Below are 24,129 nucleotides of genomic sequence, written 5' to 3' on the forward strand. Positions count from 1 at the left end.
AGACAACGGGCACGGGCCCGCTCAGTCGGCCGCGCTCGCGCCGTTCTGCCCGATCCGCTCGACCCAGTAGAGCTGTTTGTGGCCGCGACCGTCGAGGCTGTCCGCGATCTTCTGGGCCTCGGCCCGGGTCGCGTACCGGCCCACGCGGTAGCGATTGCCGTTGTCGTCCTGCCGTATGACGAGCCAAGGGAGAGTGATCGTGTCGTCGTTCATCGCGCCCCTCCACTTCCCGCCCACGGCCTGCGCCGTGCCCCGCCCGCTAAGGAAACCGCAATCCGCATATGCCCGAGCCTACGCCCAACCTTTACGCAGCGAACACGCCTTTTCACAAAGAGGTACGCAACCAGCCAAGCCAGACCAGCGCGCCAGGGGGCGCACATCATCGAACGCGCCCCCGGCGCACGTCAATGCATCCTGTCAGCGGGACGGCGCGCACGCCCGCGCCGACCTGCGAAGACGGCCGGATTCCAACGCCGTTCGGGGGGACGCCGGTTGGGCGTTCGCCGGGGGCAACTGCCAGGAGGGCGTGCGCCGCTTCAGAGGGAGTGTGTGCCACCTCACGTGCGGAGTGCGGCACTTCACGAGCACGGGGCGTTACATCACGTACAAGAGGCTCTACTTCACCGGCAGGTGATACGCCACCCGGTACCGGTCGGCCGGGATCACCACGTCGGCCGTCTCCACCGGGCGGCCCGAGGCGTAGTACGTGCGCTGGACGACCAGGACCACATGGCCGGGAACACCACCCAGGGCCAGCAGCTCCTCGGCGAGGCCGGGACGGGCGCCGACCTCCTCGGTGACGTTGTCCACGATCACGTCGATGGCGGCCATGCGCTCGACGACGCCCATACCGCCCAGCGGGCCCTCCTCGGGCAGCATCACCGGCGTACGGCCGGTGACGGCGAGGGGCTCCCAGGAGGTGGAGAGCATCATCACCTCGCCGGCGTCCCGGAAGACGTACTTCGTGCACATCACGCGGTCGCCGGGCCGGATGGCGAGCCGCTCGGCGACCGTGGCGCTCGCCTCGGCCTGCTCGCTGCTGGACTCCCAGGTGCCGCGCCCCTCACCCTCGGCCTGCTCCTGCCGGAAGGGCGTGGCACCGCTGGCCGGACGGTAGCCGGAGCGGGCGATACGGCGGGGCTCGGGCCGCTCGCGCACATACGTCCCGGAGCCGGAGCGGCCCTCGACCAGCCCCTCGGCCATCAGCACCTTGCGCGCCTCGAGGGCGACCGTGTCCGAGACGCCGTACTCCTCGCGGATCCTGGCCTGGGACGGGAGGCGGGTGTGCGGTGGCAGCGAACCGTCGACGATCTTCTTGCGGAGATCACCCGCGACACGCAGGTACGCCGGCTGCTCACCGAATGTCACTGGCCGCTCCCATCAGGTTGTACAGACAGCTACAGCGTGGCAACCGTGGGTTGTGCCGTGCAAGCAAAGGCCAGAGAATCACTCGATGTGATGACTTGTGCCCGCGAGGGGCTTTACGCAGGCACTTTCTCCCCGCTATGGCCGTCCTCACACCTCAAGATCGCCGCCTCCGCCCCCGGTGCCTGAGCCGCTGCCGTCCTCCTCGTACGACGGCGGGGTCGTGGCGAGCCCCAGAGCCTTGCGCGCGGTGATGGTCAGGTCGCGGTCCTCCAGCTCCAGCGCCTCGCCGTAGGCCAGGTAGAAGCCGTCCACGTCGGTCGCCCCGGCCGCCTTCTCCCACGGCTCCCGCAGTGCCTCCACTTCCTTGAGGACGGCCGCGACCGGCTTCTTCGCGTCGGCGGGCCAGGCGTGGTCGCGCAGCATCCCGGCCTCCGCGTTGAGCGCGGCCACCATCCGTGCGGCCCACTGCTGGCTGGCCGCCAGATCGTCCTCGGCACTGGCCTCGGGAATCGTGTCCAGCGCCGCATCCTGGACGTTGGCCGCCTTCAGGTAGGCGAGTTGGTCCGCGTCGAGCGTCGTCTCGTCGTTGCGCAGCGAGCCCCCGCTCAGGCTCGCGTCCGCGTCCGTGTTGCCGTACGCGCAGGTGATCTCCCGGTCGCCGGTGCGCCAGCTGTCGGCCGACGGCACGATGTAGTACACGTCGACGTGGTCCGGTACGGCCCAGGTGTCCATGGCGTACGAGGTCTGGAGCGTGTAGCACTTGTCCTCGGCGATCCGCGTGACCTCGCCGTCACCCGGGAAGGCGCCGCCCGGCAGCCTGACCACGGCGAACACCTCACCGTCGTGCTCGCCGGCGCAGGGCACCTCGTCGAGGTCGTAGAACGAACCCTCCAGGCCCGTGGGCGAGTCGAAGCACTCGCCCTTCTTCAGCGAAGCGCTGCTGCTCGCCGCGTCCTTGAACCCGTCCCAGAAGTCCGACACACCGTTCGTGGCGAGCACCAGCACCCACAGGGCGAGCCCCAGGGACGACAGCACGGAACCGGCGATGGCCATGCCCCGGCCGCGCTCGCCCTTCTTCCTGATCTGACCGAGCGCGATCAGCCCGAGCACGAGCCCCACGGCCGGCAGGCAGCAGAGGATCCCCAGGACGAGGGCGGCGATGGCGAGCCCGTTGACCGGCGTCGGCTGGTTGTACGGCATGTAGCCCTGGCCCCAGCCCTGGTAGGGCGGCGGGCCGTAGGGGGCGTAGGGGTTGTACGGTCCCTGCGCGGCCGGCGGAGGCGGCGGGTACTGGCCCTGCGGGTACGGCCCTTGGGGTTCCTGGGGCTGGTAGGGCCCAGGGGGCGGAGGTATGGACACGAGTACCGTGCTTCCTGGTTCGGGCGGCGGGGCCGGGGGCGATGTCGGTGACGCCGACAGTGACGCTTACGGTGACGATGACGGTGCGGAACTGACGTACGACAGAGCGCATGGTAAGCGCGGTGCTGGTTGGGGCGGAACGCCGGTCGGAAATGCGACGATCCGGGCAGTGAACGGGTTGACCGCGAGGTGGGCGGAGGAATCCTCCGGCGGCACGGTGTTCTCGGCCGCGGGGGTGTGGCCGTTGCTCCCTTCCTCGCGGACGGGGCGACGGGGGCGGCTCGGGCGGAGCCGGCGGAGGCGATCGGGGTGCCGGCGGACCAAGCGGCCAACGCCGAACGGGAGTCGCTGGCCGTGATGGAGTCCGTGGCGGGTCTGGACTGCGCCCTGGGGCTGTGGACCGTGCGGACCGTGGAGTTGCGGAAGGAGTGGGCGGCCGGGCTGCCGGCCGAGGCGCACGGGGTGCTCACCGTGACCTCGACGCCGACCGGCGGGCCCTGGACGCGTGGGCGGCCCGGCGGAGGGGCGGGCTGGTCGAGCGCATGCCGGTGACGCTGCGGCCGGAGTCGGCAGGGCCTGGCCGCCGAGCCTGACGCTCGACACCGTGGAGTTCACGCTGGACGCCGACCACGACCTGCTGGAACGTCCGGAGCTGTTCGGGCTCGGTACGGCGGTCGACGCAAACCCCGGTCACTTCCCGGGCATCGGCGCGGGTCCGCTGGGCCTCGCGGCGGGAGGTCGGTCGGCGACGGCGGCCTTCGGCGCGGACGGGTTCCGGGCGGCGGCGGTGACCGCGATGGACATCGCGTGGCTGGGCTGGGACAGCCGCGGGAGCCGGAGTACGAGTCGACCGCGGCCTGCGCCACCTTCGACCGCCCCTTCGGCTTCCTCGCCGTCCACCGGGAGACGAGCCTCGTCCTCGCGGCGGGCGGGGTCACCGACCCGACGCCCTTCCGCGAGGACGAGTACCGTCATTCACGAGTCATTGACGAGTCATTGACGAGTCGTCAGAACTGCAGCGCCCAGGCGTCGATCCGACCGACGTCCCGCGCCGCGTTGTCGCTGACCCGCAGCTTCCACGAGCCGTTCGCGACCTCGGCGGAGGCGTTCACCGAGTACGTGGTGTTGATGTCGTCCGAACTGCCGCCGGTGCCGTACCCCTTGAGCGTGTACGCCGTGCCGTCGGGGGCGATCAGCTGCACCTGGAGGTCGCCGATGTACGTGTGGACGATGTGCACCTCGACGGCCAGGGCCGAGGGCGCGTTGCCGGAGACGCCGGAGACGGTCACCGGGGACTCGACCGTGGAGTTGTCGCTGATCGTGTAGTCCGCGGTGTTCTCGAAGCGCGGGCCGGGCGGGGTGGTCGTACCGCCGCCGACGTACAGGAGCCGGTTGGGTGAGCCGGTGCCCGGGCTGGTGACGACGCCGGTCGTGGCGGCGGCCGTCAGCGCGGAGGAGACCTGGGCGGGGGTGGCCGTGGGGTTGTCGGCCAGGTGGAGGGCGGCCGCTCCGGCGACGTGCGGACTCGCCATGGACGTACCGGAGATGGTGTTGGTGGCCGTGTCGCTGGTGCGCCAGGCCGAGGTGATGGACGAGCCCGGCGCGAACAGGTCCAGGGCCGAACCGTAGTTGGAGTAGCTGGCGCGGGCGTCGCCGGACGTCGTGGCGCCGACCGTGATCGCCTCGGCGACGCGGGCCGGGGACTTGGTGGAGGCGTTGGTGGACTCGTTGCCCGCCGCGACCGCGAAGGTGACGCCGGAGGCCACGGCGTTGCGGACGGCGGTGTCGAGGGCGGTGTCGGCGGGGCCGCCGAGGGACATGTTGGCGACGGCCGGCTTGACGGCGTTGCGGGCGACCCAGTCGATACCGGCGACGACCTGGGCGGTGGTGCCCTGACCGGAGTTGTTCAGCACGCGGACGCCGACGATCTTGGCCTTCTTGGCTACGCCGTAGGCGCTTCCGGCGACCGTGCCGGCGACGTGCGTGCCGTGGCCGTGGCCGTCCTGGGCGGTGTTGTCGTTGTCGATGGCGTCGTAGCCGTCCAAGGCGCGTCCGCCGAAATCGCTGTGCGTGATGCGGACGCCGGTGTCGATGACGTACGCCGTCACGCCCTGCCCGGCGCTGTCCGGGTAGGTGTACGAGCTGTTCAGCGGCAGGTTCTTCTGGTCGATGCGGTCCAGGCCCCAGGAGGGCGGGTTGGGCTGGGTGGCGGTGATGCCGAAGGTGCGGTTCTGCACGACGGAGGCGACGGCCGGGTCGGCGGAGAGACGTTTCGCCTCGGTCTCGGTGGCCTCGATGGCGTAGCCGTTGAGGGCCTTGGTGTACGTGCGCTCGATGCCGGCGCCGTACTTCGCGGCGAGGGCGCGGCCCGCGGCGGAACCGGCCTTCGCGGTCTTGAGGGTGACGATGTAGCTGCCGTCGACGGCGTTCGCGGCGCCCTCGTACTGGATACGGCCCTCGGGGGCGGCCGCGGCGGGGAGGGCGGAGACGAGGCCCGCGGCGAGCGCCGCGGTGGCCATGGCGCTGATCGCTGCCAGTCTTCGCCGGTTTTGACGCATCACTGCCATGTGAGGGGTCCTCCTCCATTGGTGGTGCGCTGGTGGGGGTTGGTGCGGTGGTGCGGTGATGCACGCGCAACAGAGCCCGACGCGAGGCGGTCAGGGGCATGTCAAACTCCTGTGCCGCAACTGTGCGTCAGCCGAAAGATTGGGGCTTGCGAAGGAATTCCACAAGGGCCCTGCACGGATGTGCAGGGCCCTGGCGATCCGTCAGCCGGTCGTCAGCCAGTGGTCGTCAGTCGTCGAACGCCGTGGCGCGGGTCCGCTTCTCCCAGGCCAGCACCTCCTCGCGGACCTGGTCGAGGTGGCCGAGGACGGTGGTGACGCTGTCTTCTCCGAGCGGCAGCCTCAGCGGCGTCCGCTCGGCGTTCAACGCGGCCAGGATGACGGCCGCCGCCTTCGCCGGGTCGCCGGGCTGGGCGCCGTCTCCACCGGCCACGAACCCACGGGTCTCGCTCACCTTGGCGTACACCCCGCTGTCCGCGCTGACGCCCGCCCTGCTGCTGTCGAAGAGCGCGGTGCGGAACGCCCCCGGTTCGACGATGAGCACCTTGATGCCGAACTCCTGGACCTCGTCCGCGAGCGCCTCGGACATGCCCTCCAGGGCGAACTTCGTTGCGCTGTACGCCGAGAAGCCCGCGAAGGAGCCCTGCCCGCCCACGCTGCTCATCTGCACGATCGCCCCCAGCAGGGTGTGGCGCTCGCCGGCGCCGGTACGGCACTGCTGCCGCACGCCCCGGCGGGTGCTGGCCGCCTGGGCGGAGGGGGCGGGGGCGGTGGAGGCGGCCCGGGCGGCGCAGCGCAACACCCTGGTCGTCGGGATGAGCACCAGCCCGGGCCGCGGCGGCCTCCTGCCCGCCATCCGCTCCCGCTTCACGGCCGCGCACCCGGAGACCGCCGTCCGGCTGCGGCAGGTGAACTGGGAGGACCCGACGGCGGGCCTCGCCGACGGCGACGCGGACGTCGCCTTCGTCTGGCTGCCGCTGCCCGACCAGGACCGCTACGCCTGGACGGTGATCGCCGAGGAACCCCTCCAGGTCGCCCTCCCCGAGACGCACCCCCTCGCCGCCCACGCCGAGATCGACTTCGCGGACCTGCTCGACGAGCCGTTCCTCGCGCTGCCCGAGAGCACCGGGCCGCTGCGCGACTACTGGCTCGCCCTGGACGCCCGCGACGGCCGCCCCGCCCGGATCGGCGCCGAGATCGCGAGCACGGAGGAGACGTACGAGGCCCTGGTCGCCGGCCTCGGCATCTGCCTCGTGGCCACGGGCAACGTACCGCTCCTCACCCTGGGCGGCGTGATCACCCGCCCGGTACACGGCGTCAGCCCCAGCCGCTACGTCCTGGCCTGGCGCCGGGAGGACGAACGCCGTCCGCTGGTAGGGGCGTACGCGCAGGCGTGCCGGGCAGTGGTGGGCGCGGGGTGAGCGGTACGGCGCCTCACGCGTCCCCTTCCGCCCCGGCGTTCGCCCCCTCCGTCACCCCCAGCCGTGCCTGCTCCTCCTCCACGATCCGGCGGGCCAGCGAGACGTCCGAGACGTCGACCGCGTCCGGCGTCGACTCGGCGACGGCGCTGCGCCGCGCGTAGGCGTCGAACAGGCGGGTCTTGTTCTCCAGCATCCGCACCATGCGCTCGTCCACGCCGCCCGTCGCGAGCAGCCGGTGCACTTGGACCGGGCGGACCTGCCCCATGCGGTGGGCGCGGGCCACGGCCTGGTGCTCGATGGTGGGCTTGATCTGCGGCTCGCAGAGGATGACGACGGACGCGGCCTGCATGTTGAGCCCGACGCCGCCCGCCTCGATCTGGGCGAGCAGCGCCGCGTGGCCGGGCGCGGCGGAGAACTCGTCCACGAGCTGCTGCCGGCGCCCGGGCGGGACGCTCCCGGTGATCGGCCCGAAGACCCGCCCGCTTCCGGCACCGAGGGCATCTCGTACGACGTCGAGGACATCGCGGAAGGCGGAGAAGATCACCACCTTCAGCTCGCTCTCGGCGGCCTCTTCGACGAGTTCGCGCAGCCGGTCGAGCTTCGCCGAGCGCCGCGGACGCGCGTACGCCGCGCGGCGCATCGCCATGAAGTTGCCGGCCCGTACGGCCTCGCGGTAGGCCTCCTCGTCCGCGGCGCTCAGCTCCTCCCACTCGTCGGTGTGCTGGAGCACGGGGAGTTCGGTGAGCACGTCCTGCTGGTTGCGGCGCAGATAGACGGGCGCGACCGCCTTGCGGAACGCCTTGGATCCGGCCACCGAGTCCTGGTCGTCGACCGAGTCGGCGAAGTCCGGCCGGAGGATCCGCACCAGGTTGCGGAACTCCGCGACCCGGTTCTCCATGGGGGTGCCGGTCAGGAAGAGGACGCGCTCACAGCGTTCGGCCCAGGCGGTCACGGCCTCGGCCCGTCGGGTCTGCGGGTTCTTCACGTAGTGCGCCTCGTCGACGACGAGCATGCCGAGTTCGCCGCCGCCCGGCGTGGGAAAGCCGCGCAGCGCGTCGAAGGTGCTGATCGCGACGCCGCCCCGTCCCTTCCAGTCGGCGAACGCCTCCTGCCGGTCGGGGCCGTGCAGCGGCATCGCCCGCAGGGTGCTGCGCGTCTCGATCTCCCGGGTCCAGTTGATCAGCACGCTCGCCGGGCAGACGACCATGAAGTGGCTCTGCCCCTCGGCCGCGAGGTGCGCGAGGGCGGCGATGGCCTGCACGGTCTTGCCGAGCCCCATCTCGTCGCCGAGCAGGACCCGGCGCTGGGCGAGCGCGAAGCGGGCGCCGAACGCCTGGTAGCCGCGTAGCGAGACCCGGCAGTGGGCGTCGTCCAGCCGCTGCCGCCGTACCCGTTCGGCCACCTCGTCGGGCAGGTATCCCTCGGCCGCCGCGCTGTCGGGGCCGCGGCCGGAGATCTCCGCGAGGAGGCTGTAGTACTCGGCCGACCGCAGCTCGAAGTCGACCCAGGCGGCGAGTTCGTTCTCGGGCCGGCGCAGCAGGTCGACCGAGGCCTGGGCGAACCGCTCCGGTACGCCGTCCCGCTCGGCCTCCTCGGTCAGCCGCCGGAGCCCGTCGACGGCCGCCAGCGCCCGCTCCCGCCCCTCTCGCCCGGCGAGCAGCATGCGCCAGCGCCCGGCGGCGGGCCGGGCGTCCGCCAGCAGCGGCCGGAGCCGAGCCGCCAGCGCCGTACCCGCCTCGGCCGCGCGCCGCGCCCGCGGGCCGGCCTCCACCAGCAGGTGGAGGGCGACGACCAGCGCGGTGGTGCGCGGCTCGGGGCGGTCCACGTCGATCCGTACGGCGACGGACTCCCGGACGGCGTCGGCTATCTGCCGAGCCGCCGCGACCGCCTGGTCCGCGGTGCGCTGCCCGACCCCGGGCGTCTGCCGCAACCGGTACGTCCCGGCGTCCAGCACGTCCTGAACGGTCCGGAAGCCGCCCTTCTCCAGCTCCCCGAACCTCAGCCGGCCCTCGGTGACGTCCCGCAGCCGCGCGAGGGGGATGCCCTTCAGCTCCTGCTCGGCCAGCCCGTCGTGAATCGGCCGCAGCGCCTCTCGCACGCCCTCGACGGCCCGCTCGTAGTCCTCGGCGACCCGCCCCGCCGCCTCCGCCAGCCGCGCCCCCCGGCCGACCGCCTCGCGCTCCGCACGCCCCATCCGGCCCCGCCTTCCTCACCGTGCTCAGGGCATCGTGCCATTGCCGGAGGTCGTTGAGCGGGCGGACCGTGACGACGAGCGTACGGCGAACCGCTCGGCCGGTGGGCGAGGTCGAGGGCGACGGTAGTAGCCGGAGCCGTTGAAACGGAAGCGGCCCGGGTCGTCCTTGTTCTTGCCGGACACCGATGCACAGCAGGCTGTCGTGGGCATCCGCCTGGTCCTCGGTGACGTAGTGCGCGTCGTTGGTGGCCAGGAGGGGAATGTTCAGTTCCTCGGCCAGACGCAGCAGGCCCTCACGGACCTCACGCTCGATGTCCAAGCCGTGGTCCATCAGCTCCAGGAAGTAGTTCTCGCGGCCGAAGATCTCCTGGTAGGCCGCGGCAGCAGCCTTCGCCTCGTCGTACTGGTTCAGTCGCAGGCGGGTCTGGATCTCGCCAGAGGGGCAGCCGGTGGTGCCGTCCGGTCGTTCAGCGATCAGCTCCCGATCCATGCGCGGCTTTCCGGCAGGGAACTGACCTTCATAGCTGGCCTGCGTGCTGAGCCAGAAACGGCCGCCACCGGAGACATCCTTCGACCCCTCACCGTCCGCGCTCCGACGGCCTCCCGGCCCCCAGAACTCCTGCGTCCGGACGAACCGAGAGGAGGGTGCCACGTACGCTTCGATGCCGATGATCGGCCTGATCCCCTCGAAGGCCTTCGCGACCTGCGCGAACTCATAGGCGCCGAACATGTTGCCGTGGTCTCTCATCGCGATCGCAGGCATTCCCTGCCGGGCCACCTCATGGACGAAGGAATCCGGCACGTGTGGGTCGCCTCCGGGGTGAGTAGGAAGCCCCATCCCGGCCAGAGACGCGATGGTGGCCTTGTCGGTGGCCGACCGCACCGGCATCGGCAGATCTGGCCGCCGGGCAGCACGCCTCCTGCCGTACTGCTTGCCAAACCACATGTTGACCAGAGACATCAAAGCGAGCGTGGGGTACGGGAATCAAACAACCATTTCGCCGATCAGACTCAACGATTGGTTGTCCACCTGGATGGTCAGCGTGGACCTCACCGCCGTGCGCACCTTCGTCACCGCCGTGGACGCGGGACAGTTCCAAGAAGCCGCCACCGACTTGTCGATCACCCCACAGGCCGTCTCCAAGCGCATCGCCGTGCTGGAGAAGGACCTCGGTGTACAGCTGTTCAGCCGTACGGCCCGCGGAGCCCGGCTCACCATCGACGGACAGGCGTTCCTGCCTTACGCCCGGGCTCTCCTCCAAGCCGAGGAACGGGCAGCCGCCTCCGTACGGCCAGGGAGCCGGGCGTTGCGCGTCGACGTGATCGGCCGCCGGCTCTCAGTGGCGGGTCTGCTGCGCGACTTCCACCGTGCGTATCCCGAGACCGATCTTGATGTCGTGACCCTGTTCGACTCCGAGACGGCCATCGCCGCCGTCCGGTCCGGGACGATCGACGCGACCTTCCGCGCCGTAAGCATGCCGGGCCGCCAACTCCCCGACGGGATCGAGGCCACTCCGGTCTTCGATGAACCGCTGCACCTGTTCACCGGACCGGCTCACGAGTTCGCCGCCGCCCGCGCGATCGCTCCCGCCCAGCTCGCCGGGCGCCGGATCTGGATGCCCGGCAACATGCCTGGCACCGAGTGGGCCGCCTACTATGACGAACTCGCCGCCACGTTCGGTCTCACCATCGACTCGGTCGGCCCCAACTTCGGTATCGAGCCTCTCCTCGACACGATCGCGGACTCCTCGACGCTGGCGACCTTCGTCAGCGAGCGGACTCCGTTGGTCTGGCCTGCCGGCCACGACCTGCGGCGCATCCCTCTGCACGACCCGACCCCGGTCTACCCACACTCACTGATCTGGCGCACCGACAACCCGCACCCTGCCCTCACTGCACTGCGTAACCACCTCACCTCTACATACCCCGGCCGCCCCGACGGCGGGTTCTGGACACCGAAGTGGGCTCAGCGCGCCTAGAACCGCCGAATGGCCCGGAGAAGCCATGAGCCGGCTGGTCAGAGGGAAATGCCGGATGCTTCATTCCCTACTCCTCGTCGTCCTCGCCCAAGCCATCCACCTCTGCCTCACTCAGGGGCCGCGACGTGCCACCGCCGGGGTAGAGGCGCGGAAGGTGTAGCGGCCCAGGACGTTGAGGTTGGCGTGCTTGAGCGGGGACCCAGGCGACGTCCTCGTCCAGGATGTCGTGCTCACACTCGCTCGCGGCCAGCACCCGCAGCTCGTTGACGGCGGCGTCCGGATACCGGGTGATCCACAGCACCACGGCGTACCGAGACGGGCAGGAAGACCAGCTCGGCGCACTGGGCCTGGTCCTGAACGCTCGCGTACGCGTTCCGTCCCGACTGGGGGACCGACTCAGTGACGACCACCGGGAATTCAGTAGTGGTAGCTGGTTGACTTTCCGAAGTCGCGGAAGTCCGGATGCTGGACCTGCCGACCGGGCTGAAGGGTGGGGGTGGGCGTTGGCGTGCGGGCCGGGTCAGCCCGGTCAGCGGGATCCCAGAGCCTGCTTCAGATCGTGCTCCAGCTCGGCGGACTCGGCGGCGGTGAGCTCCTTCAGCGGATGCCTGACGCTCCCGCCGGCCATGCCGCTCAGCTCGCACCACTTCTTCAGCGCCGCGTTCGGCATGTGTCCGTTCTCCAGCGGGCCGATGATCCACTTCCGGTAGACCTTCCGGAGGGCCGCCAGCGAATCGAAGACTTCCTTCGCCTGCTGTACGCGGCCCTCGCCGCAGAGGCGGATGTACTCCTCGATCGGCCGATGGTGTGCCGACTGGTACAGGTAGCCCTCCGGGTCGCAGTAGAGCAGCGCCTGGCCGTGCTCGAGCAGGTTCTCGAAGAAGTGTTCCTCCAGGGGATCCGACACGCGGACTCCGGTTCCCTTCGCGACGTCCCGCAGTTGGTTGTTGAAGCCGGGATCCGCTGTCGTCTTGAGGATCTTCACGTTCGGGCGCTCGCACAGTGCGGCGAACGTCTTCAGGGACAGCGTGCTTTCCCGGGTGCCGGGCTTCCCGGGGTTGAAGATCACGAACGGCATGTCGACCGCTGCGAAGACCTCATCGAAGTGGTCGAGCACATCCTGGTCCGACCCGGCGCCCGCGGGCACCTCCAGAACGGAGTAAGCGGCGCCGACCCGCACCGTGTAGGCCGTCATGGCCGCCGCGTTGAGCAGCAGCGACTGTTCCCGGCTGAGACCGCCGGCGGTCTGGACGTAGGTGACGAAGTAGCCGGCCAGCGAGTAGAAGCCCATGGCGGTCAGGCCGAGCACGAAGACGACCTGAAGCATCCGCACCTTGTTCTCGCGGAACGCCTGGCGGATCGGGCTGCGCTTGCGGCCCGCCGTCTCGGCCTTGATCCGCTGGAAGACCTCGCTCTCCTCGGTGCGCAGGCGGATCCACAGGCCGAAGAACGCCGCCGGAAGGGCGAGCAGGAAGGGGATGCGCCAGCCCCACGACGTGAACGCGTCGTCGCTCATGGACTTGCTGAGGACCAGGATCAGGGTGCCGGCCACGACGGAGGGCAGTGCGGTGGCGGCGAGCGTGATGTTCAGCCAGTAGCCGCGGCGGTGTACCGGGGCGTGCTCGAACACGAAGGTCGGTGCGCCCACGGACTCACCGCCCGCGGAGAAGCCCTGGACGAGTCGGCACAGCACCAGGAGGGCCGGCGCGAGCGCGCCGATGGTCGCGTACGTGGGCAGCGCTCCGATCGCCGCCGTGGCGATGCCGATGGACAGCAAGGTGATGTAAAGGACCTTGCGGCGGCCGATCCTGTCCCCCAGAGCACCGAAGAACACCAGGGGGTACGGATGCACGGGCTGTCACGGGGACCGATCGATTCGCAGGCGTCCTTGGCGGCGTCCGTACGCGCCGTCGTACCGGTCGCCCCGGCGGCGGGTACGACGGCCCCCGCCCCCCTCCCGGCCCCGCGCCCTCGGTCCGAGGAGCGGAGGCGGGCCACGGTCGCCCGCTGGGAGACGGTCTGCTGGGCGGTCTGCTCGGGGTTCGCGCTGCTGCTCTGCCTGCGGACGGACCTGGGCCCCCACCAGGTGTGGGGCGCCTGCGCGGCCGTCGGGTACGGCACGGCCGCGGTCATCGCACACCGGGCCTCGCGGCCCTGGGGCCGGCTGAGTGCGGCGGTCGCCGCCACCGGGTCGGTCCTCATACCTCTGCTGTTCCTGGTCGCCCACGGTTCGCGCCAGATGGAGGTCGAGGTCGTCGAACGCGCCGGCGGTCTGCTGCTGGATTCCGGCAGCCCTTACGTGGCGGACCCGGCGGAACTACGGGACTACAACCCGTACCTGCCCGGGATGGCGCTGTTCGGCCTGCCCCGAGCCGTCCTTGGTGAGAGCCCGCTCGCGGACGCGCGGCTCTGGTTCGCCGCGGTGTTCCTCGGGGCCATGGCCCTCGCCGCCGTGGTGTTCCTCGGGGCCATGGCCCTCGCCGCCGTGGTGTTCCTGTCTCCTCGCGGGACGCGCGGCAGCACCTCGCGCCCGTCCACCGGAAGCGTCCTGCTGTGGCTCGCCGCTGCTCCGGCGGTCGCGCTGCCGCTCGCTGTCGGCGGTGTCGACCTGCCGGTCATCGGTCTGATGTGTCTGGCCCTCGCCCTCGCGGGCCGAGGCGGGTCGGTGGTGGCCGTGGGCTTGCCCTGGGCGCGGCGGCAGCGCTGAAGTGGACCGCCTGGCCGCTGTTGCCCGTGGGGCTGGCTCTGCTCGCGGTCACCGCCGGGCGCAGGGCCGCCGTGCGCGCCGCCGCCACGGCCGTCACGCTGGCCGCCCTCGCGGTGCTCCCGGTCGCTCTCGCCGACCCGCGGGCCTTCACCGAGCACCTGTTCCTCTTCCCGCTCGGAGAGGGCGGCACCGGATCACCGGCGACCAGCCCGCTGCCCGGTTACCTCCTGGCGCGTTATGTCCCAGGGGGCTTCGTCCTCGCGGTCGCGGCGCTGGCGGTGAGCGCGGTCGCGGTGGCCGTCTCGCTCGTCACCCGGCCACCGCGCACCACCATCGCCGCGGCGGACCGGCTCGCGCTGGGTCTCGGTCTCGCCATGTGCCTGATCCCGGCGACCCGCTTCGGATACGTCGTCTACCCGCTGGTGCTGGTCGGTTGGTTCCGACTCGTGTCGGCCGGCCGCCGCCCGGCCCGCGCAGGAGCAGCCAAGCCCACACGATTCACCCCGCCCCGGGCCGCCGAACGCCCTGTGAGTGGGACCTACTCTCTGCTCTGCGTCCTCAGCCGTCGCGTCTCCTTCGTGGAGGACGAGATCGACGGCCTCCACAAGGTGGTGGGCGAAGGCGACATCTGCCTCGACATCGGGGCAAAGTACGGGCTCTCCACCTACGCCCTGTCGGGTGCGGTCGGTCCGAAGGGCAGCGTGCACAGCTTCGAGCCGCTGCCCGGTCCGTACCGCGTACTCAGCGCCGGCATCCGCCTGCTGAGCCACGGCCGGGCACGCGCGCACCGCGTCGCACTCGGCGCCCGTCCGAAGGACACGGCGGTCCCTGGCCTGCCCTACCGGCGCCGGCCTCCCGAGCACGGACGGGCATGCGTCACCGACGGGGCCCAAGGGCTCTGCCCCAACACCGAGTGTGCGGGTGAGCGGCGGCTGAACGTGCGCGTCAGCACGGTGGACGCGGTGGTGACGGCAGCCGCCCTGCCCCGCGTCGACTTCATCAGGGCGGACGTCGAAGGAGCGGAACCGCTGGTGCCGGCCGGGGCGGCCCGGACGCTGCTGCGTGACCGCCCCACGCTGTTGCTGGCGATCGAGCAACGGCACCTGGCCAAGAACGGCGCCGACGTCGACGAGCTGGCCGACGGGCTGCGATCCGCGGGCTACTCGATGTTCCTGTGGCGGGACGGCGACTGGCGTCCCGTGGACCGGGTCAGCGCGGCACACCGCACCTACTTGTTCACCGTGAAGCCGCTGGAGGACTGACCCGACCATGCCGCGCACGCTCGTCGTCACCAACGACTTCCCACCCCATCAGGGCGGTATCGAAACCTTCGTCCACGCCATGACGGCCCGCTTCCCGCCCGACCGGGTCGCCGTCTACACCTCCTCCACACCGGGCGACAGCGCCTACGACGCCCGGCTGCCGTTCCCCGTGGTCCGGGACCGCGCCCACATGCTGCTGCCGACCCGGCGCGTCACCGCACGGGCGGTGGAGCTGGCCCGCGCATTCGACTGCGACAGCGTCTGGTTCGGGGCCGCGGCCCCGCTCGGGTTGATGGCGGGGGAGCTGCGCCGCCGCACTGACGTCGAGCGGCTGGTCGCCACCACGCACGGGCACGAGGTGTGGTGGGCACGCACGCCCGGGGCCCGGGGACTGCTGCGCCGCATCGGTGCCCGGGTGGACTGCGTCACCTACCTCGGTGCGTACACGAGAGCGCGGGTCGCCGCGGCCGTCGGTCCCGAGGCGGCGGCGCGCATGCGGCGACTGGCACCCGGCGTGAACCCCGACGCCTTCCACGGCTCCGCGGACGGCGCGGCTCGGGTACGCGACCGGTACGGCCTCGACAGCCGACCCATCGTGCTGTGCGCGGCACGGCTGATCCCCCGCAAGGGACAGGACACCCTCGTACGGGCGCTTCCCCCGGTGCACCGAACGATTCCCGACGCGATCCTGCTCCTGGTCGGCGACGGCCCGCACGAACGAGCCCTGCGCCGGCTCGCGGCCGCCGAGGGGCTGACCGGCTCCGTGGTCTTCGCGGGCGGTCACCCCCACGCGGACATGCCCGACTTCTACGCCGCGGCGCAGGTCTTCGCCATGCCGTGCCGTACCCGCAGGGCGGGCATGGAGGTGGAGGGCCTCGGGATCGTCTTCCTGGAGGCCGCCGCGGCGGGACTGCCGAGCGTCGTCGGCGACTCGGGCGGCGCGCCGGACACGGTACGGGACGGGGAGACCGGGTTCCTGGTCGACGGCCGCGACGTACGGGCGCTCGCCGACCGGCTGACGGTGCTGCTGGGCGACGCCGGGCTCGCCCACGAGATGGGCCGGAAGGGCCGGGAACGGGTGCGGCAGGAGTGGGGCTGGGACCAGGGCTACGAGCAGCTGGCGGCCCTGCTGGGGTTGAGGTGAACAGGGCCGGGCGCACGGCGGGGTGAGCGGGGCCGCCGGGAGCGGACACTCGAACCCAGGGCCGGACGCCGCAAAAGGGCACGATACTGGGCGCATCCAACTGGAGATGGGCCAGGGCAGCCGAGGACTGCGCCCCGTGGCCCGAGGACCTCTCGGTGCTCTGCTGGTGGCTCCCCACTTTCTGGCGCCGGGACCACTCCGCGTCATGACCTCCCACAACGAGACACTCGTCCAGCAGCTCGACGGCAAGGCCGACGCGTCCTACGACGCCCGCGCGGAGCTGATCTGGATCGGCGCCGACGCCATACCCGCCGTCATCAACGGCCTGCCTTCCCTCGGCGGCTTCGGTCAGCTGACCGCCATTGAGGTCTTCGAGGAGGTGGGCGATCCCCGTTGCGGCCCCGCTCTCATCGGCCTGCTGGACAGCGACAACCCGACCGTCCGCGAATGGGCGGCCATGGCCCTGGCAAGCCTGGAGATCGACGGCGCCATCGAGCCCCTGCGCCGCGCCTACCGCGCCTGCCTGGTACGGGCGACCCCACCGGACTGGACCGAGTCTGTCGGCATCCGCTGGGCGCTGACCGAACTCGGCGCCCGTAGCCCTGTCGTCCCTCCACTCACCGCGCGCCTACGGGCCACCGCCGCAGATGATGCCCCTGGCTGGCCCATGGCCCACTTCACCGAGATCATCAACGACCTCGCCGACCATGCCCAGGTGATCCTCTACTCCCAGTTCTGGCGCGTGGACGCCGGCCGCACGTACAGCATCTCCGGCACTGGCCTGGATTGGGAACTCGACTGGACTGCGCCCTGGGAGCACCTGGTCGAAGAGTCCCGCACGTGGTCCCTGCTGGAAGCCTCCGAAGCCCCCACCGGCGACAACATCTTCGTCGCCCCCACCTGGATCGACCGTACCGACCTGTACCCGGAGAGGTGACCGATGCCGTTCCAGCACCCTGAGGAAATCGGCTACGGCTACGTAATCGAGCGCTACGTGACGAGGAAGGACTCGGGCCGCCCGCGCTACCGCGACCTGAAAAGCGGTCGCGTCCTGCGACCCGGGTGGCCACACGCCGAACTCTTCGCCCGACACCTCATCGACGACGCAGCCACGATCACCGATGCCGAGCTGGAGGCCCTCCTCGGCTACGAGTGGCGCTCACGCCTCACTGCCGCCTGGCTGATCGGCGTAGGCCGACGCGACACGTTCCGCGAACGCATCGGCGACCTGCTACTAGCCAGCGAGTTCTGTTTCTCCGGTGGCGCCTACTGCTTCGCCCTGGCCCGCTTCGGCACCTACGCGGACGCCGAGATCCTCACCGCCTACCTCGACCGCTACCTCCCCCGCACCGACCTCCGCTACGACCAGCCCGCAGCCCTCGGTGCCCTCCTCCGCCTCGACGCCCACCTCGGCACCCACCACGCCGACCGCTTCACCCAGCCCGGCGGCCTCTGGGACCAGTGGGTCAACGCCCTGACCCACCTCCACGACCACCCCGCTTACACCCCCGCCGAGCTTCGCCGCTGGACGGACCTCCAATGCGACTTTGCCAACAGCTGGGCATGCCCTGATGTTCAGGAGCGCGCGAGACGCGCGGAGGATTGCTGCTCTGCCAGTGCCCGTTGTCCGACCTGCCTACTACCCACCTCTGCCAAGCGCTCCAGAGTGGGCCTCGCGTCATGCCCAGGGCACACGCTCGGCCTCGCCAACCCACCCGCCCCTCTTGGCCAGGTTGCGGTATGACCCTCGGTACCCCAAAGACTCCAGGATCAGCAGAGAAAGATAATGGCGCGTGATTAGCCAGGTCTCCATCACAACTCCCGGTACCTGGTAAACGACGTCTTGAGATCCCGTAGGGTGCACCAACCTGTTCCGAACCCACGTCACGACATCAGGCCCATCCATGTCTGCCCCGGATTCCTGCCTTCTCATGCTGACCAATCTTGTAAGCGCAGGCAGCTGTTTCGGATCGATTGACTTCGGAATCCCCGCGTCTTGCAGGACCTCGCGTAGCAGCGAATGCGCTGGGCGCGCCTTGTACTGGTTCCGAGTGAGACGACCACTGAAGACGAGTCGCTCCCACATCAAATGCTCAAGGCCAGCAGCCCCAATCATGACCCTCTGCTCGACGAACCCCGTGTCGTTTGTGGCGGTGACCGCATAGTTGATCTGCAAACGGAGCGGCTCCGCTCTGTCAGGGTCAGCGAATGCAGGGATCAGCACGTCGAGGAGACTGGCGAGAGCCTCGGAATCGAATGGCACCCACCATCCCGAGCTGACCTTGCGCGCAGGGTCGCAGAGGAGGGATCGCCATTCCTCCCACGCAACCTCGCCATTTACATCTATTCCAACCGGGAGGAGCGGCGCCACCCATCGGCCGAGACCCATGAACCTTATGGAGATCCACCCAGATGTCTTTATGATCGGGCCTCACGTCGATGACGATCTTCCAGTCACCGATCTCATGCAGCCAGCGCCCACCTGACCAAAGCCGCTCGCCTTCACCTGTCCTCTCAGTCAGGTGATACTGCCCCTGGAATTTCGGCAAATTGAACCAGTGCGCAACGACTCGCTTCAACGGTACGGCAGGATCGCCAAGTTCTGCCCCGTTAGCCCATCCATCGCGTTGTCCACGGAAGCTGACGCGCAGGGAAGCCACACCATAGGGCCGCAGCAACTGCAGCGACACCTCGTCGCGAAGCTCCAAGGAGAAATCCGACTCACCTATCAGGCTCCAGTCGAGGCCTAGCTTGGGCGAGCAAGTCAGCTCTACGCGACCAGCAGCTTCTTCCTCCTCAACACCACCTATGGGGCCGTCGTACAGTGCAACTGATTCGCCTGGCATGTTGAAGGGGTATACGCCCCGGATCGGTGACGATGCTCCCTCCCACAGGGAATCTCTCATCTCTCCACCCTTACGCACGCTTGAGCTTCTTGGGACGGATATGGCCTCAGCCCCCCTGCCTGCGGGTCGAAGCAGACAAGTCCCATCGATGCCGCAACGTCCGCAGCGTAGGCCGAAGCCTCCTCGGCCGTGCTGTAGCGCATCGGGAAGTAGATCAACGGGCCCGCCGCCTCACCGATCAACGGCCCGGTCGACCACGGAGAGGTGTCTTCCTCTTCCTCCGTGAGATCCACCCATCGCGCCAGGAGCGCGGCTACGTACTTGGCGATATGCGGTGACGGTGGAAACTCTTCGTCCGTGTCGATGTAGCGGTCGTACAGCTGGGTGAAGGCCTCTCCCGCCATCGCATTGTCAGCGGGTTTGTCGCCTTCCCAGACTGCCAGGTCGTAGCTAATGGCCGCACTGTGCCACACGCCAATGACAGCGCCTTCGGCGTCACGCAGCATGGCAACCAAACCCCACTGTCCGAGGGCGCTGTTACCTTCCGCCCATGACCGCATCAGACGCTCTGCTTCGCCGTCTCGAGCAAGACTCGTCGCTGGCTGCCGCGCTGGCCTGGCCAGGTGACTTCGACATAGATCGCCGGGATCCCATCGAGGATCTTGTACTCCCCTCTGGCAGGCCGCTGCACCCGGTAGCCGGATGCGGCGCCGGCGGCACGTACTTCCTCTGCGGGGAAGCCGGGGCCGAGGAGCGGCCTGTCCTGTATGCCGATTCCGAGGGCCAGGCCACGTTGATCGGCGCCGACCTCGTCGAGGCCATCACGCTCATCGCGGTACTGCCCTTCTGGCGCGACCTGGCGAAGAGCTTCGCGATCAGCGAGCTTGGCTCGGACCTTCGGGCAGACCACCCGGACTTCGACGCCGAGCGCGACCGCCTTCTGCACGCCCTCGGGCTGCCTCCATCTCCGAGAAGGAGGCTGCCGCTCGCCTGCTGGCTGTGGCTGCACGCACGGCCCCGGACTACGTGCCGCGCGTACCGGACGACGATCACCTGCCGTACGAGCTTCTGTTTCCGAGCGGCCCTGCATAGCGAAGCCAGCGCTTGACGTCAGTACCGGGCGATGACCTGTCGCAGGTCCGTGTCCAGGAGGTCCTCCAGCGCCTGGATGCTGACTGGTGGTAGTGGCAGCTCGCATTCTGGATCTGTGGTTACGAGGCTGTACCTGGCGAAACCCGCAGCCCAGACGTAGCCGAGGGCGTTCAAGTCCGTCTGGGCAGAGCAACAGGGCATCGTCACGGCAAGTGCATCGAAATAGCCGTCCGGACGGGCTGCAGTGTCCATCGCGTTGCCCCACCAGTCTTCGATATCGGAGCCGCATACGGGGCACCGAACACCACACCAGTTCTCCCCGGGATCAATGAAGGCTGTGCCGGGGATGTCCCAAACGTCGTAACCGCCCAACGCCTCGGGAACCAGTTGCTGTAGCCGGGCCTGCGCAGCCTCGCTCGCAGCTGGCGCAGGCGAAAAGTGCGGGTCCTTGGGTATGAGGTGAAGCAGCGTGATGCTCACGCTGCCGACCAGCCGTCCAGCGAGACTTCCGAACCGTGATTCAGGTAGTGGTGGAGGGCGCTGGCCGTGGTATCCACGAACGCCTCGGGAATGGCGTTGGCGTCGACCCAGCGGACCTGGGAGTGCTTGCCGGGTTCGCGGTTCTCGGGTTCGCCGGTCCATTCGTGGGCAGCGAAGACGACCGTGAGGAAGCCGTTGGGGGCCTCGACGCCCCAGGCGCCGTGGATGATGTGGGCGACCTTGAGGGACTCGGGCTTCACGGTGAGGCCGGTCTCCTCGTAGAGCTCGCGGACGGCGGTTTCGGTGATGGGTTCGCCCGGCTCGTTCTTGCCGACGGGGAGGTCCCACATGCCCTGGGCTAACTTGGCGTTCTCGCTGCGTTGGAGAAGGACTACACGGTTGGTGGCCTTGTCGTGGACGATGACGGCGGCGACCAGCAGGGTCATCGATTCGAGCGCCGGCTTGAGGGCCTTCGGCTGGTCGTCGGTCTGCTGGGTCACGGTGTTCCCTTCGTCGGGCGGGTTGTTGGGCATGTTAGGCGAGGGCCTCGCGGGCGCGGCGGGCGAGATCGGCGGCGCCGGGAACGCGGCGGCGCTGGTAGACCGCGAGGGTGGAGCGGATCGAGGTGATCGCCTTGCGGGTGCGGTCGGAGGTCATGCCCTCCATCAGGATCAGGGCCTGGGTCCAGGCGGCGACGGCTTCGTCGGCGCGGGCCTGAGCGGCGAGGCTGTCGCCGAGGTCGGCGTGGGTGAGGGCGTGGACGCGCTTGTACTTCTCCGGGTCCCAGCGGGTGAGGGCGTCTCGGTGCTGCTGCTCGGTGCCGATGTGGTCGGCGAGGTCGGTCAGGAGGGGCTCGACATCGACAGTCGGCGACTCGTCCAAGAGGCCGTCGAAGCGTTCTACGAGGCCCGAGACGCGCGCGACCGCCTACCCCACGCCGTGGTCGCCATCGCCGACCACATCAAGGCGTCATGGACGGGTCCTGGCGGCCCGCCTGCGCGAAGGCCGGCATACCGAAGGGCACCGGACCCCATGCCCTCCGGCATCACTACGCCAGCCTGCTGATCAAGCACGGCGAGTCCGTGAAGACGGTCTCCGAGCGCCTCGGCCACACCAACGCGGCCATGACGCTGAACATCTACACCCACCTGTGGCCCGACTCCGAGGAGCGGACCCGGGCCGCCGTCGACAAGGCGTACGCGGACCGGTCCGCCGATGCCCAGCCACCGGTCGACGAAGCGGCGTAGCCGCTCCCCCGCGCGCCGGACTCGTCCAGCACGCTGCGGACTCTGTGCGGACCGCAAAGGCCGCAACCCGCTCCGCCGCAGGTCAGACGGCCTTTCGCCGGACGTATTAGACGTTGAAGCGGAACATTCAATGCAGTGCTCCCATCTGCAGAAACGTCCCTTCAAGTGATCGTATCCAGCACCCATCCAGCACCGTCGGGACTCATCCAGCACATCCAGCACGTCAAGCCGCGGGGACAGACTCCTGCGAGTCCTCGACCGCAGGGCGCATGGCGTTCTGCATGATGTCTCGACAACGATCCCATGCCTCGGGGACAAGGTGACCGTAGATGTCCACGGTGGTCTTGATCGACTTGTGGCCGAGCCAGCGCGAGACCTCGCGGATCGGTACGCCGTTCGCCAACGCGGTCGAGGCGAAGAAGTGCCGCAGGCTGCCGGGCGTGTATTTTGCCTTGCCGTCCACGTCGACCAGGCCGGCCGACAGGCACGCCTCCTTGAAGTGGTAGCCGTAGGTGGAGGCGGTGGGCATCACGCCCTTGCCACGCTGGCGCGGGGCGAAGAAGACCTCCAGCCGTCGTCGCTTGCCCCGCTGCCCGGTGAAGGTCACAGGCACCGGCTCCCACCGCGACAGGTGGTCGTCGATCTCCTGCTCGACGAACGGGGCGGCCGGGACGTCCCGGTACTCCCCCTCCGCCCGGTGTTTGAGCGGCACGAAAACCGTGCGGCAGTCATCGCGGTGAGCCTTGGCGCTGACCTGCCAGCGGATCCTGACGAAGCCAGATCGTCGACACTCGGTGGAGAAGGCCAGGGCCTCGCTGGGGCGCTGGCCGGTACCCGCCTGCAGGTAGACCGTGAGCCGGTACTGCGGGGTGATGCGTTCCGCGATCAGATCGACCTCGTCCAGCGTGGGAATCTCGTCTGCGTCCACCGCGCACGGGGCCGCCCGGGATATCCGGACGCCGCGTGCGGGATTATTCGGGATGCGTTTGTCGACGACGGCCGCCTCCAGCATGGCGGCCACCATCACCATCCGGTCATTGACCGTGGAGACCGCCAACCCCGCACCGGATGCATACACGTCCTTGGCGAACTCCTCGAAGTCGCGCCGCGCCAACCCGGCCAGCATCTTCCGTCCCAAGCGCGGCACTAGATGGTTACGGATGAACCCTTCGTAGTTGCTGCGCGTCGACTCACCGATAACCCGCCGCTCCAGCCACTCCTGAGCCCAGGCCCGCAACGGCACAAGCCCACGTGCAGGATCGAAGCGAATGCCAGCCTTCTTGTCGTTCTCGACCATGTCGGCGAAAGAGTCCGCGCCATCCGAGCCCACCCGACGGGGAAACGACCTCTCCCGCTGCCGCCCGCGCCTACCACCCGGTTCCCGATACCGCACCGTCCACCCATGCCGACACCGCGGACGATCACAGGGAAAGTTCCGGTCCCGGACATCCCTCTTGCACCTCTGAAAAACGCTCGCCACCCAACCCCCGATCCTTCGCCTGACCCGTGCTCGAAACCGTGCACCGCCATCTCAGGGCCGAGCAAGACATTCATCATTAATCCGCCCTTTCCGGGGAATGTGGACCCAGCCTCACCCACAGCCCCGCGGGCCATCGACTCAGCGAGGCCCTCCTCGCTGGATGCACTCACGCCCTCCGCGCTCCCCGCCACGTGATCCGCGCTTCAGCATCGAAGGCCATACCACGCTATGGTTGATGTATGGCTACCAAGAAGGTGACTATCACTCTCGACGAATCCCTGGTCGAAGCCCTGGCCGGAGCCGCCGAGGAAGAAGGCATCCCGCTCTCCCGCCTCGTCGCCGGAGCAGCCGAACGCGAGCTGCGCCTGCGGGCTGGCCGGGCCGTCATCCAGGAGTGGCAGGCCGAACACGGCGCCTTCACCCCGGAAGAGCTCGCCGCCGCCCGCGCGGACCTGGCCGCCGCCGACGCCGAGTACCTCAGCAGCTCGGGAGCCTCGGCCGCGTGAACATCCCCTACCTGTACGACGCCGGGGTACTCATCGCCATCGACAACGACGACCGCCGTATGTGGGCCCGCCACAGCCTGGCCCTGGACGACGGACGGGACATCCACGTCCCCTCCGTCGTCGTCAGCCAGGCATGGCGGGACTCCCGCCGCCAGGTCAGACTCGGCAAGTTCCTCGCCGGGTGCCACGTCGTACCCGTCGGCCTCGAAACCGCCAAAACCGCAGGCATCCTCTGCGGCAAGGCCGGCACCTCCGACATCGTCGACGCCACCGTCGTGACCATGGCAGCCAGCCTCGGCGCCATCATCTGGACCTCGGACCCGGACGACATCCGCACCCTCATCGACGCCCAGGACATCAAACCCGCCCCTGTCATCCGCACCGTCTAGTGTGATGCGCCAGAAATCCTGAGGGTTAGTAAGTAGCCTGTTGGTATGTCACATCCGGGTCCCTCTGCTGTGGAGATCACGCTGTCCGAGG

The 24,129-nt window shown here is 69.7% G+C and carries 20 protein-coding genes and 9 pseudogenes; 12 read left to right on the forward strand and 17 right to left on the reverse strand.

The genetic code is table 11. The features are described 5' to 3' along the window. Positions 1 to 21: 21 nt before the first annotated feature. From ABT063_RS45420 to ABT063_RS45430, 3 genes and pseudogenes are all read right to left on the reverse strand, one after another. Positions 22 to 261: pseudogene (locus ABT063_RS45420) on the reverse strand (SPOR domain-containing protein); the annotation flags it as partial. A gap of 354 nt (positions 262 to 615) precedes the next feature. Then, the gene (locus tag ABT063_RS45425) at positions 616 to 1,368 is read right to left on the reverse strand and encodes a GntR family transcriptional regulator (protein ID WP_351066979.1); all 753 of its coding nucleotides are present in this window, start codon (positions 1,366 to 1,368) and stop codon (positions 616 to 618) included. Positions 1,369 to 1,515: 147 nt separating this feature from the next. Continuing rightward, positions 1,516 to 2,727 carry a DUF4190 domain-containing protein gene (locus ABT063_RS45430; protein WP_351066980.1) on the reverse strand — a complete coding sequence of 404 codons (1,212 nt, stop codon included), beginning with the start codon at positions 2,725 to 2,727 and terminating at the stop codon, positions 1,516 to 1,518. Positions 2,728 to 2,964: 237 nt separating this feature from the next. On the opposite strand from ABT063_RS45430, the gene ABT063_RS52475 reads away from it, so the two are divergent. Continuing rightward, on the forward strand, positions 2,965 to 3,279 hold the full coding sequence (locus ABT063_RS52475; protein ID WP_502991017.1) for a hypothetical protein: 315 nt from the start codon (positions 2,965 to 2,967) through the stop codon (positions 3,277 to 3,279). A gap of 138 nt (positions 3,280 to 3,417) precedes the next feature. On the opposite strand, the gene ABT063_RS52480 is transcribed toward ABT063_RS52475, so the two are convergent. From ABT063_RS52480 to ABT063_RS45445, 3 genes and pseudogenes are all read right to left on the reverse strand, one after another. Next, positions 3,418 to 3,702, reverse strand: a complete 285-nt coding sequence (locus tag ABT063_RS52480) for a hypothetical protein (protein WP_502991018.1) — start codon at positions 3,700 to 3,702, stop codon at positions 3,418 to 3,420. A 32-nt stretch (positions 3,703 to 3,734) separates the two neighbouring features. Next, on the reverse strand, positions 3,735 to 5,294 hold the full coding sequence (locus ABT063_RS45440) for a S8 family peptidase (protein WP_351066982.1): 1,560 nt from the start codon (positions 5,292 to 5,294) through the stop codon (positions 3,735 to 3,737). A gap of 226 nt (positions 5,295 to 5,520) precedes the next feature. Then, positions 5,521 to 5,970, reverse strand: a pseudogene (locus tag ABT063_RS45445) (SDR family NAD(P)-dependent oxidoreductase); the annotation flags it as partial. Between ABT063_RS45445 and ABT063_RS45450 the strand changes: the two are divergent. Next, a pseudogene (locus tag ABT063_RS45450) lies at positions 5,965 to 6,712 on the forward strand (LysR family substrate-binding domain-containing protein); the annotation flags it as partial. The pseudogenes ABT063_RS45445 and ABT063_RS45450 overlap by 6 nt on opposite strands. A gap of 13 nt (positions 6,713 to 6,725) precedes the next feature. Here ABT063_RS45450 and ABT063_RS45455 read toward each other — a convergent pair. Further along, the gene (locus tag ABT063_RS45455; protein ID WP_351066984.1) at positions 6,726 to 8,906 is read right to left on the reverse strand and encodes a DEAD/DEAH box helicase; all 2,181 of its coding nucleotides are present in this window, start codon (positions 8,904 to 8,906) and stop codon (positions 6,726 to 6,728) included. Between the two features lie 123 nt (positions 8,907 to 9,029). Continuing rightward, positions 9,030 to 9,744: pseudogene (locus ABT063_RS45460) on the reverse strand (PHP domain-containing protein); the annotation flags it as partial. A 205-nt stretch (positions 9,745 to 9,949) separates the two neighbouring features. On the opposite strand from ABT063_RS45460, the gene ABT063_RS45465 reads away from it, so the two are divergent. Continuing rightward, positions 9,950 to 10,885, forward strand: coding sequence for a LysR family transcriptional regulator (locus tag ABT063_RS45465; protein WP_351067009.1), 936 nt, complete (start codon positions 9,950 to 9,952; stop codon positions 10,883 to 10,885). Positions 10,886 to 11,414: 529 nt separating this feature from the next. Here ABT063_RS45465 and ABT063_RS45470 read toward each other — a convergent pair. Beyond that, on the reverse strand, positions 11,415 to 12,737 hold the full coding sequence (locus ABT063_RS45470) for an MFS transporter (protein ID WP_351066985.1): 1,323 nt from the start codon (positions 12,735 to 12,737) through the stop codon (positions 11,415 to 11,417). On the opposite strand from ABT063_RS45470, the pseudogene ABT063_RS45475 reads away from it, so the two are divergent. The 5 genes and pseudogenes from ABT063_RS45475 to ABT063_RS45495 form a co-directional block, all read left to right on the forward strand. Continuing rightward, a pseudogene (locus ABT063_RS45475) lies at positions 12,732 to 14,029 on the forward strand (glycosyltransferase 87 family protein); the annotation flags it as partial. The gene ABT063_RS45470 and the pseudogene ABT063_RS45475 overlap by 6 nt on opposite strands. Positions 14,030 to 14,233: 204 nt before the next feature. After that, positions 14,234 to 14,854, forward strand: a pseudogene (locus ABT063_RS52485) (FkbM family methyltransferase); the annotation flags it as partial. A gap of 7 nt (positions 14,855 to 14,861) precedes the next feature. Further along, complete coding sequence (locus tag ABT063_RS45485) at positions 14,862 to 15,998, forward strand: glycosyltransferase family 4 protein (protein ID WP_351066989.1); 1,137 nt, start codon at positions 14,862 to 14,864, stop codon at positions 15,996 to 15,998. 205 nt (positions 15,999 to 16,203) lie between these two features. Beyond that, on the forward strand, positions 16,204 to 16,935 hold the full coding sequence (locus ABT063_RS45490) for a HEAT repeat domain-containing protein (RefSeq protein WP_351066991.1): 732 nt from the start codon (positions 16,204 to 16,206) through the stop codon (positions 16,933 to 16,935). Between the two features lie 3 nt (positions 16,936 to 16,938). Then, positions 16,939 to 17,742, forward strand: coding sequence for a DUF6000 family protein (locus ABT063_RS45495; RefSeq protein ID WP_351066993.1), 804 nt, complete (start codon positions 16,939 to 16,941; stop codon positions 17,740 to 17,742). On the opposite strand, the gene ABT063_RS52490 is transcribed toward ABT063_RS45495, so the two are convergent. The 7 genes and pseudogenes from ABT063_RS52490 to ABT063_RS45520 form a co-directional block, all read right to left on the reverse strand. Continuing rightward, positions 17,677 to 18,261, reverse strand: coding sequence for a hypothetical protein (locus ABT063_RS52490; RefSeq protein ID WP_502991022.1), 585 nt, complete (start codon positions 18,259 to 18,261; stop codon positions 17,677 to 17,679). The two genes, ABT063_RS45495 and ABT063_RS52490, sit on opposite strands and share 66 nt — an antisense overlap. A gap of 27 nt (positions 18,262 to 18,288) precedes the next feature. Next, positions 18,289 to 18,904, reverse strand: a pseudogene (locus ABT063_RS52495) (YopA family protein); the annotation flags it as partial. Then, complete coding sequence (locus tag ABT063_RS45500; RefSeq protein WP_502991019.1) at positions 18,901 to 19,350, reverse strand: hypothetical protein; 450 nt, start codon at positions 19,348 to 19,350, stop codon at positions 18,901 to 18,903. The gene ABT063_RS45500 and the pseudogene ABT063_RS52495, both read right to left, overlap by 4 nt. A 53-nt stretch (positions 19,351 to 19,403) precedes the next feature. Further along, the gene (locus tag ABT063_RS45505; RefSeq protein ID WP_351066995.1) at positions 19,404 to 19,790 is read right to left on the reverse strand and encodes a hypothetical protein; all 387 of its coding nucleotides are present in this window, start codon (positions 19,788 to 19,790) and stop codon (positions 19,404 to 19,406) included. Positions 19,791 to 19,954: 164 nt separating this feature from the next. Next, positions 19,955 to 20,416: a hypothetical protein gene (locus ABT063_RS45510; protein WP_351066996.1), complete on the reverse strand. Its 462-nt coding sequence runs from the start codon at positions 20,414 to 20,416 to the stop codon at positions 19,955 to 19,957. Beyond that, positions 20,413 to 20,949, reverse strand: a complete 537-nt coding sequence (locus tag ABT063_RS45515) for an NUDIX domain-containing protein (RefSeq protein ID WP_351066997.1) — start codon at positions 20,947 to 20,949, stop codon at positions 20,413 to 20,415. The genes ABT063_RS45510 and ABT063_RS45515 overlap by 4 nt, the downstream gene beginning before the upstream one ends. Before the next feature lies 1 nt (position 20,950). After that, positions 20,951 to 21,262: pseudogene (locus ABT063_RS45520) on the reverse strand (tetratricopeptide repeat protein); the annotation flags it as partial. Between ABT063_RS45520 and ABT063_RS45525 the strand changes: the two are divergent. Then, positions 21,263 to 21,385 (forward strand): annotated as a pseudogene (locus ABT063_RS45525) (XRE family transcriptional regulator); the annotation flags it as partial. It abuts the pseudogene before it with no gap. A 2-nt stretch (positions 21,386 to 21,387) separates the two neighbouring features. Beyond that, positions 21,388 to 21,663 (forward strand): tyrosine-type recombinase/integrase, encoded by a 276-nt coding sequence (locus tag ABT063_RS45530; RefSeq protein WP_351066999.1) that lies wholly within the window; start codon positions 21,388 to 21,390, stop codon positions 21,661 to 21,663. A gap of 223 nt (positions 21,664 to 21,886) precedes the next feature. On the opposite strand, the gene ABT063_RS45535 is transcribed toward ABT063_RS45530, so the two are convergent. Continuing rightward, on the reverse strand, positions 21,887 to 22,960 hold the full coding sequence (locus ABT063_RS45535; protein ID WP_351067001.1) for a tyrosine-type recombinase/integrase: 1,074 nt from the start codon (positions 22,958 to 22,960) through the stop codon (positions 21,887 to 21,889). Between the two features lie 422 nt (positions 22,961 to 23,382). Between ABT063_RS45535 and ABT063_RS45540 the strand changes: the two genes are divergently transcribed. Both ABT063_RS45540 and ABT063_RS45545 read left to right on the forward strand, forming a co-directional pair. After that, the gene (locus ABT063_RS45540; RefSeq protein WP_093779986.1) at positions 23,383 to 23,649 is read left to right on the forward strand and encodes a hypothetical protein; all 267 of its coding nucleotides are present in this window, start codon (positions 23,383 to 23,385) and stop codon (positions 23,647 to 23,649) included. Continuing rightward, positions 23,646 to 24,038 carry a PIN domain-containing protein gene (locus tag ABT063_RS45545; RefSeq protein ID WP_351067002.1) on the forward strand — a complete coding sequence of 131 codons (393 nt, stop codon included), beginning with the start codon at positions 23,646 to 23,648 and terminating at the stop codon, positions 24,036 to 24,038. The genes ABT063_RS45540 and ABT063_RS45545 overlap by 4 nt, the downstream gene beginning before the upstream one ends. Positions 24,039 to 24,129 lie beyond the last annotated feature (91 nt).

Source organism: Streptomyces sp. NPDC002838, assembly GCF_040295365.1.
In the GTDB taxonomy this organism is placed as follows: Bacteria; Actinomycetota; Actinomycetes; order Streptomycetales; family Streptomycetaceae; genus Streptomyces.